The sequence below is a fragment of the Novosphingobium sp. BL-A-41-Hi4B-X5A genome (genome assembly GCF_055521705.1).
Genome location: NZ_CM145500.1, coordinates 795,871 through 811,913 on the forward strand (window position 1 = coordinate 795,871; position 16,043 = coordinate 811,913).

Consider the following 16,043-nt stretch of genomic DNA (forward strand, 5'->3'; position numbering starts at 1 on the left):
AGAGTGCCTTCTGCGGGCACTTCCTGGCAACGTCTCTGTCCCCAAAAGGGTGGAGGGGCGGGATGAGGCCGCCCCTCCGGAGGGATCAGAACTTGTAGTTGAAGCCCGCCATGAAGCGGCGCCCATAGGTCTGGTAATTGCGGATCTGCAGCGGCGCACCGTTGTCGACCGAAACGAAAGGCTCGTCGGTCAGATTCTGGCCCTGCACGAAGAGCGACAGACCGTTGAGCGGGCTGCTTTCCTTGAAGTCATAGCCGATTTGCGCATCGACGATGGTTTCCTTCAGCGCGCGGCGCAGTTCACGCTCGCCGCCGAAGCCAACGAAGATGCCCTGGAACGACGAGCGATGACGGGCCGAGACGCGAGCGTTGAAACCGGCCTTCTCGAAGAACAGCGTGCCCGAAGCGACCCAGCGCGAATAGTCTGGCAGATCCATCGAATTCGCGTTCGGACCGGGCTTGATCGAAGTCTTGGTGTAGCCAAGGCCGCCGGTGAAGCCGAACCCTTCAAGCGCCGGGGTGATGACTTCGAACGGAAGCGTGCCGGCGAGTTCCACGCCATAGAGCTTGCCGCCCGAACCGTTGACCGCCGTATTGATCGTGCCGACGAAGTTCGTGATCGGAACCGGGGCAACGATGGGCAGGCCGGTGTAGTCGTAAGGAACGACATCCTTGTAGATGTAGTTGTCGAGCTTCTTGTAGAACATCTGCAGGCCGACATAGCCCTTGCGTCCGAAGTACTTCTCGATGTTCAGGTCAGCTGCCCACGCACGGTACGGACGCAGCTGCGGGTTACCGCCGTTTCCGGTGATCACGCCGCTGTTGACATTGTAGCTGTAGTCCAGGCTGACCTTCATGTCCTCGAAGCGCGGACGCTGGATCTCGCGGGCCGCAGCAAAGCGGACAACCCAATCACCCGGAATGCGGAAGTTGAGGTTGAGGCTGGGCAGGATGTCCCAATAACGCGCGCCGCGGGTGACAGGCACCAGCGATGCAGCTGCCAGGTTCACGAAGCCGCGCGACTTCTGCTCGGTGTTCTGGGCCAGAACGCCGATGTTGCCATCCATCTCGACATCGCCGAGCGTCGCCTTGAGGTCGCCCTTCAGGTAGATCGACATCACGCGCTCGGTGACCGAGTAGGCCTTGGCGGGCACGTCCTTCGAGGCATTGAGCGTCTTCACGTAGACGCCGTCCTCAAGCATCCTGAACGGATCGTAACCGATGATCGGACCAGCACCGATGAAAGACAGGTCGGTTGCGCCGGTACGGTACTTCTCGGGCACCACCAGCGACTTCACGCCACCGGCAAGGTTGAGGAAATATTCTTCCGGAGTCTTGGCCTTGGTGCGATCGACATAGGCCGAGCCAACAGTGATCTTCGAAAGAAAGCTGTCTTCCAGCTCCTTGCCGACTTCGATCTGGAAGCTCTTGATCTCGTCGTCGATGATGCGGTCGTTGTAGTAGCCTTCCTGCGAACCCTTGGGCGCACCACCACCCCAACCGAGCGGATCGGTCAGCACGATGGTGTTGTAGTTGCCGTAATCGAGCACGTGGCTGGTGAAGCTGGTGCCGGTCGGCCCGCTGACGAAAGTCAGTGTGTCCGCCGCGCCAACGCCCGCGCCCGGACCAGTGCCTGCGTTGGTTTCGAGGCTCAGTTCGTTGCGGTCCGTCTTCGAATAGCCGAAGTCGAACGAAGCCGACCAGCCATCTTCGCCAGCCCAAGCCGCGTTGAAGCCGCCCGAGAAGATGTCGGAGTTGCGCTCGTAGCCGTGGTTGTTGACGACAGCTTCGACGCCAGAGAACGTGCCCTTGGTGATCAGGTTGCCATTGGTCTCGATGCCGGTCGGCGACAGCTGCGCTCCGCTCCAGGCAAGCGGGAACTCGATGCCGCGCTTGATCTGCTTGTCCTTGAAATTGCCGTAGAAGCCGTCAACCGTCAGAGTCAGTTCGTCGACCGGCTTGAACTGCACGGTGCCCTGGATGCCGAGGCGCTTGAGCTGCGTGGAAACGCCAAACGGCTTCATGCCGCCGATGATCTTGGTGTTGTTCGGGCCGTCGGCGTAACCCCAGGCTTCGAATTCCTGAGCCTGGTAGGGCTCGTCGGTGTAGGCGGCCGACAGTGCCACGCCGAGACGGTCTTCCATGAACTGGCCGACGTAGGTCGCAGTTGCGCGATAGCCGAACTCGTTGCTGTCCTTGTTGACCTTGCCGAGGTCTGCATAAGTGCCGCGGCCGCCGAACGAGAGCAGGCTCTTGCCAAATTCGAGCGGGCGGATCGTCTTGATGTCGACGGTACCCACGAGGCCCTGGTGGACAAGGTTCGCCTGCGGTGTCTTGTAGACGTCAACGCGGCTGACGATTTCCGACGGGAACTGGTCGAACTCGACATTGCGCTGCTCGCCCGTCGAGGTCTGCGGGCGACCATTCAGCGTGGTCGAGGACAGGTCCGCGCTCGAACCACGGATAGCGATCGAGTTGGCGCGGCCGAACAGGCGCTGGGTGGTGAGGCCCGGAAGACGCGCGATCGATTCACCGATCGATGCATCGGGAAGACGGCCGATGTCTTCTGCCGAAACCGATTCCACGATGACCGGCGAGGTCTTCTTGACGTTCACGGCCGTGGCGAGCGCAGCGCGGAAGCCGGTCACGACGATGGCTTGTTCCTGAGCTTCAGGAGCGGTGTCAGCCTGCGCCTGATCCTGTGCCGGGGCAGCATCCTGCGCCATGGCCGGGGTCGCGGCGAGCGCAACCGTGATGGCGGCGAGCGATACGCCCGCAGCAGCGGATAATGTGCGAATTGCCATGTTGAAACTCACTCCCCCAAGCCGGACTGTCCCGGCCCTGAACCTTTTGCGAATACCTGTGCTCGAACTGGGCGGAGCCGCTGATCCCGGCCTTCCGCTCCATTTCGGTTTAAGGGAGCGATGAAGATTGGCGAATATGGCATACGTATACTATGCATGCGCCGGCACCCGGATTGGTTTCAGATGATGCTATTTGGCAACGCTCGAGCTGCGCGCAAAACGCTTAAAAAATGGGCGTTTTCCTTGCGATTCGACTGGCGCAGCCGCCACCCCATTGCATGACCGAAACATCGCGCATAAAGTCGGCGATGACCGACCACGGGACCACACCGGGCGGTGGGAGTGATCGGGATATGGGGCGCAGGCCTTCCAACAAACCAACCAGTTTCGACATTGCCTACCTTGCCGGCGTATCACAGCCCACTGTGAGCAGGGCGTTGCGCGGCAGCAAGTCCGTCAGTCTCGCAACGCGGCAGAAGATCGAGGCTATCGCTCGGCAACTCAACTACACGGTCGACAAGAACGCTTCGTCGCTGCGCTCGCAACGGTCAAACACGCTGGCTCTGCTGTTTTTCGAGGACCCAACGCCGGACGAATCCAACATCAACCCGTTCTTCCTCGCCATGCTCGGGTCGATCACGCGGCATTGCGCCCATCGCGGGCTGGACCTGCTCATTTCGTTCCAGAAACTGGATGACGATTGGCACAAGCGATACCAGGACAGCCATCGCGCGGACGGCCTGATCCTGCTTGGTTATGGCGACTATACGGCATACGAGCCGCGGCTACGCCAGTTGCTCCGATCCGGCACGCATTTCGTACGCTGGGGCTCGGTTGACGACGGCACAATCGGAGCCACGGTCGGGTCGGACAATTTCGGCGCGGGACGGCTTGCGGGCGAGCACCTTCTGGCACGCGGACGAAAGCGGATCGCGTTCCTCGGCCAAGCGGATTCGCACTATCCGGAATTCGAACAGCGCTATGCAGGCCTTGCCAAAGCTGTCGTGACAGCAGGCCTCTCACCAGACCCGGCCCTGCTCGTCGACGCCGTCTCATCGGAAGAAAACGGCTATCACGCCGCGCGCGAGCTCCTGTCGCGGGAGGCACCGTTCGATGCGATCTTTGCCGCCAGCGATCTCATTGCGGTAGGCGCCATGCGTGCACTTTCCGAAGCCGGACTTTCGGTTCCGGACGATGTCGCGGTCGTCGGCTTTGACGACATTCCGGCCGCGGCCTTCACGTCACCTCCGCTCACCACGATCATGCAGGATATCCGGCTGGCTGGCGAAGCACTGGTGGAAAGCGTTCTCGCGCAAGTCGAAGGCCGCCCGGGCAATCCCCGCGTGCTGCCGGCCCGGCTAGTGGTTCGCGCAAGCAGCGGTGGTTGATCCCCCGGCGGTCTTGGTATTCGTATGCGCATCGATTGCAGGAACGTCCGGTTTCTGCAACTTCGCACGGCCTGATTGCAATGCAATGGCCGCGCGAGACGGCCACCTGGCGCACGAATAGCGCCCCATGGAGAGCCGATGACCACCTCGATCCGCCAACCCGCAAGGGAGAAACCAAGGCAGAGCTTCTGGGGACTGTGGAACATCAGCTTCGGCTATTTCGGTATCCAGATTGCTTTTGCACTGCAAAACGCCAACGTCAGCCGCATTTTCCAGTCACTTGGCAGCTCCGTCGATGATCTCGCCTTCCTGTGGATCGCAGGACCAGTCACCGGCCTGATCGTGCAGCCGCTGATCGGGTATCATTCGGACCGCACATGGGGCTTCCTCGGCCGCCGTCGCCCCTATTTTCTTGCCGGTGCCGTTCTGGCCGGATTGGCGCTGATCGGCCTGCCCAACACCGGGCTGCTCCTGCTCGCCGCGGCCTTTCTGTGGCTCCTCGATGCCTCGCTCAACGTCGCGATGGAGCCGTTCCGCGCCTTTGCCGGAGACATGACGCCGGACGACCAGCGCGCGCAGGCCTTCGCCTTCCAGACCTGCTTTATCGGGGCTGGCGCCGTGTTGGGCAGCCTCGCGCCGGCGCTTTTCAACTGGCTCGGGATTGCCAACGTCGCTCCTGAAGGAGTGATCCCGCCGTCCGTCCGCTACAGCTTCTATCTCGGCGCGGCGGCAATGATCTTCAGCGTTGGCTGGACGGTGCTACGAGTGCGCGAATACTCGCCTGCGGAGATGGCAGAGTTCGATGCCGACTCCGACCACAGTCAGGGCGGAGAGCACCAGCCACTGATCTATCCGCGCCGTGGGCCGTTCTGGGTGATTGCCGGGATCGTCATGCTCGGCTTGGTCGAAACGCTCGCCCTCGACAAGCAACTCTATGTCCTTGGTGCCGGGCTGTGTGCCTTCGGACTGATCCAGATTGGCGTTCGTGCCACGTCGGCCAAGGGCGCGCTGGCGCACATCGTCAGCGATCTTGCCCAGATGCCCGTCCAGATGCGCCAACTGGCATTTGCGCAGTTCTTCACGTGGATCGGCTTCTTTATCGTCTGGATCTACACGACGCCGGTGGTCACCGCGCAGGCATTCGGCGCGACCGACACGACCAGCTTTGCCTATAACGCAGGCGCGGACTGGGTCGGCATCATGTTCGCGTTTTACAACGGCGTTGCCGCGCTTGCAGCGTTCCTGCTGCCCGTCCTGGCCCGCCGCATTGGTAATGCTGCGACCCACGCGGTCGGGCTGCTATGCGGGGCAGCGGGCTTCGTGGGGATTCTACTGATCCGCGATCCGAATGCGCTGCTGCTGCCGATGGTCGGGATGGGCATTGCCTGGGCATCCGTGCTGTCGATGCCCTACGTCATTCTGACGAGAGTGCTGCCGCCACGAAAATTTGGGATCTATATCGGCATCTTCAATTTCTTCATCGTCATACCGCAACTCGTAGTCGCTACACTGATGGGCGGCGTGATGCGCAGCTTCTTCCCCGGAGAGCCGCGTTGGACGATGTTGGTTGCAGCACTGATGATGACGGCGGCTGCAGCGGCCATGATGCTGGTGAAGGAAAATGCGAAAGTGACAAGCGAATGAGCGACAAAGGTCTGATCGGAGCGGTCGAAGCCGGCGGCACCAAGTTCGTGCTTGCCCTTGCCACGCATGAGGGTGGAATCCTCGCCCGCACGCGCATGCCGACCAATACGCCTGCCGAGACTTGGCCAGCGATGCAGGCTTTCTTTGAAGAAGCCAGCGCGCAACATGGTCCGATCGCGGCGTTCGGTGTGGCAAGCTTCGGCCCGATTGACATCGACCCGACGTCATCCACATACGGCACTTTCACCACCACGCCCAAGCCGGGCTGGTCAGGCGCACGGTTTCACGACGTGCTGTCCGGATTTGGCGCCCCGATCAAGGTAGACACCGACGTGAACGGCGCTGCGATCGGCGAATGGATGGCCGGGGCCGGACAAGGCTGTCGCACGCTCGCCTATACCACCATCGGAACAGGCGTTGGCACCGGCGTGGTGCGCGACGGGCAGTCGCTGATGGGCATTTCGCATTTCGAAAGCGGCCACATCCAGCCTCCGCGCGATCCGTCGCGCGATCCCTTTCCTGGCATCTGCCCCTATCACAGCGACTGCCTTGAGGGCCTGGCTTGTGGACCAGCCATTGAAAAGCGCTGGGGCACGAGCCTCGACAAGCTCGGGTCAGAGGAAGTGGGCATCGTGGCCGACTACATCGCCCACCTCGCCTCGACGCTCGTGCTGCTGCACATGCCGGACCGGCTGATCTTCGGCGGTGGCGTGATGAAGGCGCCCGGGCTGGTTGAATCTGTGCGCAAGGCCACGGCTGCCAAGATTAATGGCTATGTCCAGCACCCACGCCTCGACTCCGGGCTACAGGGCTACATCGTCACCCCGGGCCTTGGCGATGATGCCGGCATCACCGGCGCCATCGAACTGGGCCGTCAGGCGCTCGAGGCGAGGTAACGGGCAGAGAGCCTGCCGGTGCCACGCAGCGCCCATGCCTCACCGGCAAGGCGATGTTGCAAGGTGAGGCAGTCCGCCCCTGCCCCGGCGACGATCTCGATGCTGCCATAGTCGAGCCAGATCTCGACTGGCCCGACGCCGGTGAGCGCCATTTCGCTCCTGTGATCAAGCTGTGGCGTCACCGCGTCCTTGCGGATGACCTCGATCCTGCCTGCTTTGCAAGCGCAAGCGAGCGAGCGGCCCGCGTCATCGGAGAGCGTGAACGCCCAATCGCCAGCGTCCGCCGTCAGCATGGCGCAACTCGGCAGCGGAAAGCAGCCATGGTCCAGTTCGATCTTCTCGGCATCGCCGAACAATGCGCGGCATGATCGTTCGATCGACTGGACGAGCACGAAACCGCCCTCGCCGCGTCTGAAGGAAAGCCTGCGAGGCAGGCTCATCGCGCCGCGCCAGCCCTGCAGCGGCAAGTGCTTCTGCACGGCATGGTTACCCATCCAGCCAATCCACGTCGGCCGATCCAGGCGATCACGCGGTTCGATCCAGCCAATTGCAGCGTAGAACTCATCGCCATGGTCAGCCACCAGCCAGGCACTTTCGGCCGTGAACCGAACACCATCAAAGCTGCCGACCCGATAAAGAGCGCCCGATCCCGGTGCGCCTGAAAGCACATCGACCTTGAACAGCCAGCGCGTCTGATCCGTGCCTTCAACAGGCAATTCGACGAGGAATGGGCATTCCCACAAGTGCCCCGGAGCACCGTCCGTCGGTATCTCGGACAGCTCTTGCCATGATTTCAGGTCGTCCGATCCATAGAGCAAGGCGCGATTTTCGTCGGACAGAACCACGGCCATGATCCAGCGCCGCGTCGGCTCATGCCAGAACACGCTGGGGTCTCTGAAGTCTGCCATCTGGCGATCCAGCACCGGATTCGCTGCATACTTGGTGAAAGTCCGCCCCAGATCACTGCTTGCGGCAATGCATTGGAACTGGTGCTGTCGATCCGTTCTTGCGCCGGTGTAGATCGCGATTATCGCACCATGTCCCAAACCCGCACTGCCAGCATGATCGATCACAGCCGAGCCCGAAAAGATCATGGTCTGGGCTTCCTCCGCCAACGCGACCGGCAGTTCCTGCCAATGCGCAAGGTCGGGCGAAACGGCATGCCCCCACGACATGTGCCCCCATTCCTCGCCGAAGGGATTGTACTGGTAGAACATGTGCCACTCGCCATCCTGCCAGACGAGGCCGTTGGGATCGCTCAGCCAGTTGGCGGCGGGAGCATAATGATAACGAGGGCGCATCTCAGGCCTTTTCGGGCGAATTGGGGATCGATTGGGCGGGAACGACGTCAAAAGCGATGGTCATTCGCTCTCCGTCGGTGAACGGCACTGTGCCGTGCCACATGGTCGAGGGAAACAGCACGAGCCGGCCAGGCTTTGGTTCGACCGAGCCATAAGGCTCAAGCCCCAGCCCGAGTTCGGGCGGCGGGTTGCCGAATTGCAGGTAACCTGCCGGCGCCGGTCCCCGCTGCGACGCCTCCGGCGCGGTCACGTATAGCGCGGAGCTGATCCAGCCCATCGGGTGCGTGTGCGTGGCGTGATAGCCGCCGGGGCGCAGCTTCACTGACCAGCTGCCGGCGAACAGGAACCGGCCTCGCGGCGCGGCGAACAGTGGGTGTGCGGCGTCAGGCGGCGACAATTCATCAATGTAACGCGCGACTGCGGCTTCGATCTTGCTCCTTGCTGCAGCGATCACGGGATCGATCCGCAGGAGCAGCGGCCGTTCGGTCTGGGTGCCACCGCGAACGGACTGTTCGTGCCATGGCTCGTTCATTGTGTGCAACTGACGGAGCGTTCGTGCCAGTTCAGCCAGTTCTTCAGCGCTGAAGCCGAGATCGAACGAACGCACATCGCGCATCCCGCCGTCGAGCCAATCAACGCGGGCATCGCCGAGGAGCCGCCACGCGAGGGAGAGATAGGACCAGAAGGCCCGCATCGGCGGAGTGCCAGCGTGGCGCAGACAGACGTCGCGCGCGCGCTCGATCTGTCCGCCGCGCAGGAAGTGCCTCACGCGGGCGAGATCGAGTCCGACATCCTGAACATGCTCCACGCCGTCGAACAATGCCGCGTTCTCAGCCGCTTCACCGCTCTCGCTGGCAATGAACAGCTTGCCGAGCAGCGATGCCTGGCGTTCGCCCAATGCCGCTTCGGAGTCGGTGATGACAGCGCGGGCGTTTTCCCATTGCCGGGCCGTGGCCAGCACATGGAACCACGCCATCCTCAGGCCGAAGTTGGCCGGATCGCGCTCGATCGCGGCAGGAAAGCTGCGCGCAAAGTCCCGATCGCCGGCCGTCGCGCGCATTCCGCAAAGACAGCGATGGCCCTCGATCCAACCGGGATTGGCGGCCAGCACGGTTTCCAGTAGAGCTTCTGCTTCTGTCAGCCGTCCTTCCGCCGCCAAGGCTGCGGCGCGGCTGCGCTGAAGGTCTATCCGCTGGGGCTGCAATCTTGCAGCATCGGCATAGAGGTCCGCAGCATTCAGCCCGGCCTCGAACGAGATCTGCGCGAGCCCCAGCGCCACGTTTGGATCGTTCGGAACGGCCTTGGCTGCCAGCAGGATCGCGTCAAGCGCACCGCCAAGGTCCTGCACTTCGCGCAAGGCAATGGCGCGTTGGAACAGGGCTTGCGCCTCGCTCATGCTGCGCCGTTGGCCTTGATGAACTGCTCGTGGGTAGGCTGCTGAAGCGCTGCGTGGTGCATGGCGGCACGGAGCTTGCCCAGCCACTCGCGTCCGTCGATTCCGCGGTAGTCGGCGAGCGGATCGGTCCGCTCGGGAATGTTGCCCTGCCCGATATGCACCGCCAGCCAAGAAGGCGCGCCGAACAGGTCGGCATCGCGCTGCACAAGACGGCCGTAACGGCGGAAATGCTCGATCTTGGTGTTGAGCGTTTCGGGAATATCCATCGCTGCGCAGTAGCGCCAAAGCTCGGAATCATCGCGCGTGGTGAGCTTGTAGTGCAGGATCAGGAAATCGCGGATCCGCTCGTACTCGTTGATGGCGATGCGGTTGTACTCCTCGATCACCATCGGATCGAAGGTGCGGTCGGGGAACAGCGCAAGCAGCTTGGAGATGCCGGCCTGGATCAGGTGAATCGAGGTCGACTCCAGCGGCTCCATGAATCCACTCGACAGACCCACTGCGATCACGTTCTTCTCCCAGAACGACTTGCGCCGCCCGGTAACGAAACGCAGCGGACGCGGATCTGCCAGCGCCTTTCCATCAAGGCGCGACAACAGCTTCTCCGCCGCCTCGTCCTCGGACAGGAACTGGCTGCAGAACACATAGCCGTTGCCGGTGCGATGCTGCAGCGGAATGCGCCATTGCCACCCGGCTTCCCGCGCGGTCGACCGCGTGTAGGGCGTCAAGGGATAGGCATTCTCGCACGGCACCGCCATGGCCCGATCGCACGGCAACCAGTGCGTCCATTCCTCATAGCCGGCCTTGAGCGCACCTTCGATCAGCAGGCCGCGAAAGCCCGAGCAGTCGACAAACAACTCGGCCTCGATCTTGCGACCGTCATCAAGCGTCACCCCCGTGACGAAGCCGGTTTCGGCGTTCTGCTGCACGCTGGCAACCTTCCCCTCGATGCGCGTGACGTCCTTGGCTTCGGAGTACTCCCGCAAAAACTTCGCGTAGAGTCCGGCGTCGAAGTGATAGGCATAATCGAAGGTGGACAGCACATTGCGCTGATCCGGCATCGGCGGAGCAAAGCGGTTTTCCTTTGCCAGTGCCCAAGCCATCGAGTGTTCGTCCAACGGCGCAGTCTCACCGGCTTCGCGCGCCCGCAGCCAGTAATGGTGCAGGTTGACGATATCGAACGCCCGGCCGTGCGGACCGAACGGATGGAAATAGCTGTTGCCAAGGCTGCCCCAGTCGACGAACTCGATGCCCAGCTTGAAAGAGCCCTTGGTCTTGCGAACAAACTCGCGCTCGTCGATCTGCAGGGTCTCGTTGAAGGTGCGGATCGGCGGGATAGTCGCCTCGCCCACGCCGACAGTGCCGATTTCTTCGGACTCCACCAGCGTGATGCTGCAATTGTGCCGCAGCGCTTGCGCCAAGGCCGCAGCAGTCATCCATCCTGCGGTGCCACCACCAATCACGGCGACAGAGCGGATCATCAGATCAGGGTTGCTCATGCGATACTGCTCATTCCGGCATGCCTCTCGTTGGCGTCCCTTCTTTCCTATCGCTCTTGCGGCGATATTGGAACGGAAGGGCGGAACGCGAATTGCGCCCCGCCCCTCCCTCATGCGACCCGAAGTGGCTGGGAAGCGCGATACGCGCGCTCCCCCGCCAGCATCAGAAGTTGTAGCGGACCGAAGCCGAGACCGTACGGCCCAGTGCCGGAGCGCCACCGATGACGACCGGGTTGGTGGTCGGATCAGCAATGCCGCCGTTGCCGCGCAGGTCGAAGGTATCGAACACGTTGTAGACCTGCAGGCCGAGTTCGAGATCCTTCATCGGATAGACGCGCAGCGACGGGTTGAAGATCGCCTTGCCCGGATATTCGAACCCGCCATCGTCGATCGCGCTGGTCTGCCCGGTCATGGCAATACCGACAGTGGCAATATCGCCGATGTCGTAGTTGGCCGATGCCGTGTAGATCAGGTCAGGCAGGTTCGGCGAACGCGTGTAGGACGTGGCGCCCGCCGACTGCCGCTTGGCCTTCGAGTACGTGGCGTTGCCGACGAAGCTGAAGCCACCATTGCGATAAGTTGCGAAGAGTTCCGCACCGGTGGACTTGAACTTGGCGTCGATGACGCAACCGCCCGAACCGCCGGGGCAGCGCGTGGCCGAAAGCTCATAGGTCGATTGCTTGAAGTTGCCCTTGAGCAGCGTCATTTCCATCGTGAACTGCCCACCGAGCAGATCGCCACGGCTCTTGATGCCCAGTTCGTGCTGCGTGACGAAGTCAACCGAAGGCGTCACGCCATCTGCCGAGCAGCCATTCTTGCCGATGTCGCTCGCACGGCACAGAGCACCGTCGTTGCGGATCTTGCCGCCTAGGGTCTGGCGGTCGCTGTTGAAGCGGCCACCGCGAGAAGTGCGGGCAAAGATCGTCACGTTCGGCGTGACCTTGAACAGGCCGCCCACGGTCCACGAGGTGTAACTGCGGGTGTAGTTCAGGTTCTCGCGAACGCCATTCGCGGTGATCGCAGGGATGGTCACGCCGTTGCTGTTGATCGGGAACTCGGCCCCGCCGCCGATGGCATAGCCGGTCGACTTGATGCGCTCGAAGCGGACCGAACCGTCGAGCCCGAACTGATCGTGGTCGAAATCGAGCGAGAGGTACGGAGCCGTGTTTGCATACGACAGGTCGTAATCGCGAGCGCAGCATTCGCCCCAGTTGTTGTTATAGCCCGACGTACCGGCCTGGGTCAGCTTGTTGCCCGCGCTGTCGAACAGGTCGAGCTGCGAGGGGTTGTCACCGTTCAGTTCGCGCAGCGACTTGTTGACGTGCCAGTCCATCGCGATCTTCTGGTTCATGTAGAACAGACCGGCGCGGGTGGTCAGCTTGCCCGAGGCGACGTCGAACTTGCCAGCCAGGGTCAGGTCATTTGCAAAGCTGCCAATGTCGCGGATGTTGGTGCGGACGTTGACGTTGTTGTCGAGATAGCGGTCGGTAAACAGCTGCCCGGCCTTGGGTCCGCTGGCATAACGGATCGCAGCAACGGTGCTGCCGTTGACGGTCGAACCGAGCACCGACGAGGTGAGCGCAGTGTTGAGGAACGGCGAGGCAAACGCACCACTCATGTTGGTGTAGCGCATGTTGTTGTCGACAGTGATGCCGCCGTCGAAGTCGTAGTGGAACTGGCCACCGAAGGACTGCGCCTTGGTGGTGATCCCGTCCATCTTCACGCGCTCGAGGTTGCCCTCGCGATTGTAGATCAGGAAGTCCTGATTGTAGATCGAGTAGTTCGAGGAATCCCGACCATCAAAGCCCGGATAGGGGCGGATGTTCGTTACCTTCTTGCCGGTGATCGTGGCAAGTGCGGGTGCACCGGTGTAGTTCGGCTCCTGCGTATCGGCCACCTTGAAGTTCAGACGGAAATAGCCGCGGCCCTCGTTGAATTCCTTCGTCAGGTTGCCCTTGATCTGGAACGAGTCAGACACGGTATAGTCAGCCTTCAGCGGACCGCGGCCGTTCTTTACGTAACCACCAATGTGGAAGTACATCGTGTCGTTGATCGGACCGCCATAACGGAAGTCGGCGCGGGTTTCGTCGTAGCCGAGGCCGCGATTGATCGAGACGAAGCCGCCTTCCTGCTTGCCGGTGTGGCTGATGTAGTTGATGACCGCGCCCGGTGCCTGCGAAGCAAAGGTGCCGGCCGAACCACCGCGCACACCTTCGATATTCTGCACCGACCCATCGAAGCGGGTCCAGTAGTCGTTGTTGCCGAACTGGATGTCGCCGAACAGCACGGTCGGAAGACCATCCTCCTGGATCTGCACGAACGGCGAACCGCCAGTGGCGACCGGAAGACCACGCACAGCAATGTTCGAGTTACCGCCTGGGCCGGCGGTACCGGCAACCTGGATACCCGGGATGGCGCGGAACACTTCGGCTTCCGAAGTCGGACGGATGGCCTGAATGGTCTCCGACGAAATCGAGCTGACCGACACTGCACTGTTGAGCTGGGTCTTGTCGCGACCCGAAGCAGTCACGACGATTGCATCGAGACCGGTTGTCTCCGGTGCGGCTTCGGCGCTGTCAGCCTGCGCAGCGTCCTGTGCGAATGCGGGCATGGCCGTCATCGCGCTGCAGAGCGCGACAAGCGAGGCACAGCCGTAGAGGGGTGTAAGCTTCATATTTCCTCCCACCAAGATGCTCCTGCAGCGTCTGCAGGAATCAGTCACCCTCTCCCTAAGACCGACTACAATCGTTTGCAACACGAAATAGCAATCGATTGCATACTTGCAGAAACTTGTGCTCAATACGCCACACCATGCCCATCCTCACCGATCTCCAAGCCACCTAAATCATTGACACGCGCGCCGATAACATCGCATCAATCTCGCGAGGGGCGTTGCGCATGACCGCGCGCAGAAGCGCTTGTGCAGGACATGCAAACTACATGGACGATGTGAAAAAACCCGGCAAGATCAGGAACATTGCAGAGCTTGCGCGGATAGCAGGCGTCTCTGCCGGAACCGTTTCCCGCGCCTTGGCCGACAAGTCACTCGTCAACAAGGAGACGCGTGAGCGTATTCAGGCACTGGCGCGCGAGCACGGCTTTCGTCCGAACCAGATGGCGCGGCGGCTCCGAACGCAGCAAACCGGAGTGATCGGCGTGGTCATTCCGCTCGGTCACGAGCGGCGGCAGCACATTTCCGACCCATTCTTCATGACCCTGTTCGGCTACCTGGCCGATGAACTTACCGAAAGCGGCCATGACCTCATGCTGTCGCGCGTCATACCCGGTGACGACGAATGGCTGGACCGGATCGTCGATTCCGGCATGCTTGATGGCGCGCTGGTCATTGGGCAGTCCAACCAATTCGACGTGATCGAGCGCGTCGCGCAACACTACCGCCCTCTCGTTGTATGGGGCAGCCATCGTGAGGGACAGGCGCAATGCACAGTGGGCGTCGATAACGCGGCTGGCGGCGCGCTTGCGGCACGGAGATTGCTGGCGCGTGGGGCCAAGCGCCTGGCCTTTTTCGGCGATCCTAACGGTCCCGAGATCGCGGAACGCCAGCGCGGCGTGGAGCAGGAAGTCGCCAAGGCGCTTGACGCATCCCTGGTGTGCTTCCCCACCCATCTCGCCAGCGAGGAAATGGCAGCGCAGATCGCAAGCCACCTTGCCGACCTCGACGGTGCTGTGGATGGGATCGTGTGTGCGTCCGATATCATCGCGATGACGACGATTCGCATCCTCCATGAGCACGGGATCTCCGTGCCCGATCAGGTTGCCGTGACCGGCTTTGACGATCTTCCCATCGCCACCCGCATGGTGCCACAGTTGACGACCGTGCGGCAGGACATTGCTGCGGGCGCTCGCGCCATGGTCGATGCCCTGCGCCGACGCATCGCCGGGGAAGACGCGCCCTCCACCATCATGCAGCCGGAACTGATCCAGCGCGAAAGCGCCTGACGTTTCAGGCGACGGTCACGCTGTCGCCATCGAACCGCAGCTGGAAACGGGGCGCTGGCGTTCCTCCGAAGTTGCTGCGCAGCAACTCGGGGTTCGTGGCGGTGGTGCGGCCTTCCATGCCCCAGTAGTCCACGAAGCTCCACACCACGCCCTCGCCAGTAACCCACCAGCTGTAGGACTGCTTCGCCTCCGCGTCGGGGTTGGCGGCAACCAGACTGGTGCCGTTGATCGGTCGCCACGGCCCAGCCATGCTGTCGGCAACCATTCCATAAAGGCCGTTCGGTCCCGCCACCGCCTCGGGCGCGAAAGTATGCGTCTGGGTCGACCAGAAGAGATAGTATCGCCCGTCGCGCGCGATCACATGCGGTCTTTCGAGTTCGTTGTTCACGCCAACTGCATCGATCAGCGGATCACCGAGAATCCACTCACCCTCCTGCAACGTTGCGATCCCGATGTTCCCGTTGAAGGGGTGATCTGACCACGCCGCGCTGCCGGTGAACAGAATATGCGCCCTGCCCGTGGCCGGGTCGCGCAACCAGGCAGGGTCGCGGAAGCCCTTGATCTGGCCGGGTGCTCCCCTGTCCTGCCGGTCGAGCACATAACGGACCCCGTCGGCCACGACGATCTCGCGCGGCTCGCGCCATGATCCGGGGCCATCGGCGTTGAGCGTGCCCTCGCTTACGAACAGGCGCTGTTCGAAAGTTTCCTGTGGATCCCCGCGGCGGCCGGCGGCGGTAAAGAAGTGTTGTACGGTCTGCCCGTCGTCCATCAAAACGGCTGAGCCCGCCCACTCGCGGCTTCCCGGAGTGAAGCCGTCCGGAAAGGCATTTCCGTGATCGGTCCAGCCATCGTTACCGAATGAAATCAGACGGATACGCGCGTGGCCGTGTCGCTCGACCGGGTCAGCAAAGACCGGAGACGACAAGAAAAACCACCAGTTCCGGCCGTTGTGCTCAGCCGTTCGTCCGTCCTCATGTGCGAGCGGCCAGCAGTCCCACAGGTCGAGGTGATCGAACAGGCGGACGACATCGGATTTGCCGATCAGCGGAATCCGGGGCGGATTGCCGTAACCAGACGGCGCCCAGCGGCTTGCACCAAAGGCAGCATCAGTCTGAACCGGAACGGAAATTTGGGACATTGCAAGCTTTCTCGAAAA

10 protein-coding genes are annotated in these 16,043 nt (G+C 62.1%); 4 read left to right on the forward strand and 6 right to left on the reverse strand.

What is annotated here, in order from left to right; all coding sequences use genetic code 11:
- Positions 1–85: 85 nt before the first annotated feature.
- Complete coding sequence (locus tag ACZ1JY_RS03620; RefSeq protein ID WP_465130384.1) at positions 86–2,803, reverse strand: TonB-dependent receptor; 2,718 nt, start codon at positions 2,801–2,803, stop codon at positions 86–88.
- A gap of 353 nt (positions 2,804–3,156) precedes the next feature.
- On the opposite strand from ACZ1JY_RS03620, the gene ACZ1JY_RS03625 reads away from it, so the two are divergent.
- The 3 genes from ACZ1JY_RS03625 (at position 3,157) to ACZ1JY_RS03635 (ending at position 6,731) form a co-directional block, all read left to right on the forward strand.
- Positions 3,157–4,191, forward strand: coding sequence for a LacI family DNA-binding transcriptional regulator (locus ACZ1JY_RS03625; protein WP_168903497.1), 1,035 nt, complete (start codon positions 3,157–3,159; stop codon positions 4,189–4,191).
- 138 nt (positions 4,192–4,329) lie between these two features.
- Positions 4,330–5,835: an MFS transporter gene (locus tag ACZ1JY_RS03630; protein WP_465130385.1), complete on the forward strand. Its 1,506-nt coding sequence runs from the start codon at positions 4,330–4,332 to the stop codon at positions 5,833–5,835.
- Positions 5,832–6,731 (forward strand): ROK family protein, encoded by a 900-nt coding sequence (locus ACZ1JY_RS03635; RefSeq protein ID WP_465130386.1) that lies wholly within the window; start codon positions 5,832–5,834, stop codon positions 6,729–6,731. Before ACZ1JY_RS03630 ends, ACZ1JY_RS03635 begins: the two co-directional genes overlap by 4 nt.
- On the opposite strand, the gene ACZ1JY_RS03640 is transcribed toward ACZ1JY_RS03635, so the two are convergent.
- The 4 genes from ACZ1JY_RS03640 to ACZ1JY_RS03655 all read right to left on the reverse strand — a co-directional run bounded on the left by ACZ1JY_RS03640 (position 6,710) and on the right by ACZ1JY_RS03655 (position 13,601).
- Positions 6,710–8,032: a glycoside hydrolase family 32 protein gene (locus tag ACZ1JY_RS03640; protein ID WP_168903428.1), complete on the reverse strand. Its 1,323-nt coding sequence runs from the start codon at positions 8,030–8,032 to the stop codon at positions 6,710–6,712. The genes ACZ1JY_RS03635 and ACZ1JY_RS03640 overlap by 22 nt on opposite strands.
- Before the next feature lies 1 nt (position 8,033).
- Positions 8,034–9,428, reverse strand: a complete 1,395-nt coding sequence (locus ACZ1JY_RS03645) for a 2OG-Fe(II) oxygenase family protein (protein WP_465130387.1) — start codon at positions 9,426–9,428, stop codon at positions 8,034–8,036.
- On the reverse strand, positions 9,425–10,927 hold the full coding sequence (locus ACZ1JY_RS03650; RefSeq protein ID WP_465130388.1) for a tryptophan halogenase family protein: 1,503 nt from the start codon (positions 10,925–10,927) through the stop codon (positions 9,425–9,427). The genes ACZ1JY_RS03645 and ACZ1JY_RS03650 overlap by 4 nt, the downstream gene beginning before the upstream one ends.
- Before the next feature lie 163 nt (positions 10,928–11,090).
- Entirely contained in the window at positions 11,091–13,601 is a 2,511-nt protein-coding gene (locus ACZ1JY_RS03655; protein ID WP_118073748.1) for a TonB-dependent receptor domain-containing protein, read from the reverse strand.
- A 224-nt stretch (positions 13,602–13,825) separates the two neighbouring features.
- Between ACZ1JY_RS03655 and ACZ1JY_RS03660 the strand changes: the two genes are divergently transcribed.
- Positions 13,826–14,887, forward strand: a complete 1,062-nt coding sequence (locus ACZ1JY_RS03660; RefSeq protein ID WP_465130389.1) for a LacI family DNA-binding transcriptional regulator — start codon at positions 13,826–13,828, stop codon at positions 14,885–14,887.
- Positions 14,888–14,891: 4 nt separating this feature from the next.
- Here the strand turns inward: ACZ1JY_RS03660 and ACZ1JY_RS03665 are convergent, their stop codons facing one another.
- A complete protein-coding gene (locus ACZ1JY_RS03665; protein WP_168903433.1) occupies positions 14,892–16,025 on the reverse strand; it encodes a glycoside hydrolase family 68 protein in 1,134 nt (377 codons plus the stop codon).
- Positions 16,026–16,043: the final 18 nt, after the last annotated feature.

Coding starts and splice junctions, on each gene's coding strand:
- ACZ1JY_RS03620 (WP_465130384.1), bottom strand. CDS start 2,803: ATGGCAATTCGCACATTATCCGCTGCTGCGGGCGTATCGCTCGCCGCC.
- ACZ1JY_RS03665 (WP_168903433.1), bottom strand. CDS start 16,025: ATGTCCCAAATTTCCGTTCCGGTTCAGACTGATGCTGCCTTTGGTGCA.
- ACZ1JY_RS03660 (WP_465130389.1), top strand. CDS start 13,826: ATGACCGCGCGCAGAAGCGCTTGTGCAGGACATGCAAACTACATGGAC.
- ACZ1JY_RS03630 (WP_465130385.1), top strand. CDS start 4,330: ATGACCACCTCGATCCGCCAACCCGCAAGGGAGAAACCAAGGCAGAGC.
- ACZ1JY_RS03645 (WP_465130387.1), bottom strand. CDS start 9,428: ATGAGCGAGGCGCAAGCCCTGTTCCAACGCGCCATTGCCTTGCGCGAA.
- ACZ1JY_RS03625 (WP_168903497.1), top strand. CDS start 3,157: ATGGGGCGCAGGCCTTCCAACAAACCAACCAGTTTCGACATTGCCTAC.
- ACZ1JY_RS03655 (WP_118073748.1), bottom strand. CDS start 13,601: ATGAAGCTTACACCCCTCTACGGCTGTGCCTCGCTTGTCGCGCTCTGC.
- ACZ1JY_RS03635 (WP_465130386.1), top strand. CDS start 5,832: ATGAGCGACAAAGGTCTGATCGGAGCGGTCGAAGCCGGCGGCACCAAG.
- ACZ1JY_RS03650 (WP_465130388.1), bottom strand. CDS start 10,927: ATGAGCAACCCTGATCTGATGATCCGCTCTGTCGCCGTGATTGGTGGT.
- ACZ1JY_RS03640 (WP_168903428.1), bottom strand. CDS start 8,032: ATGCGCCCTCGTTATCATTATGCTCCCGCCGCCAACTGGCTGAGCGAT.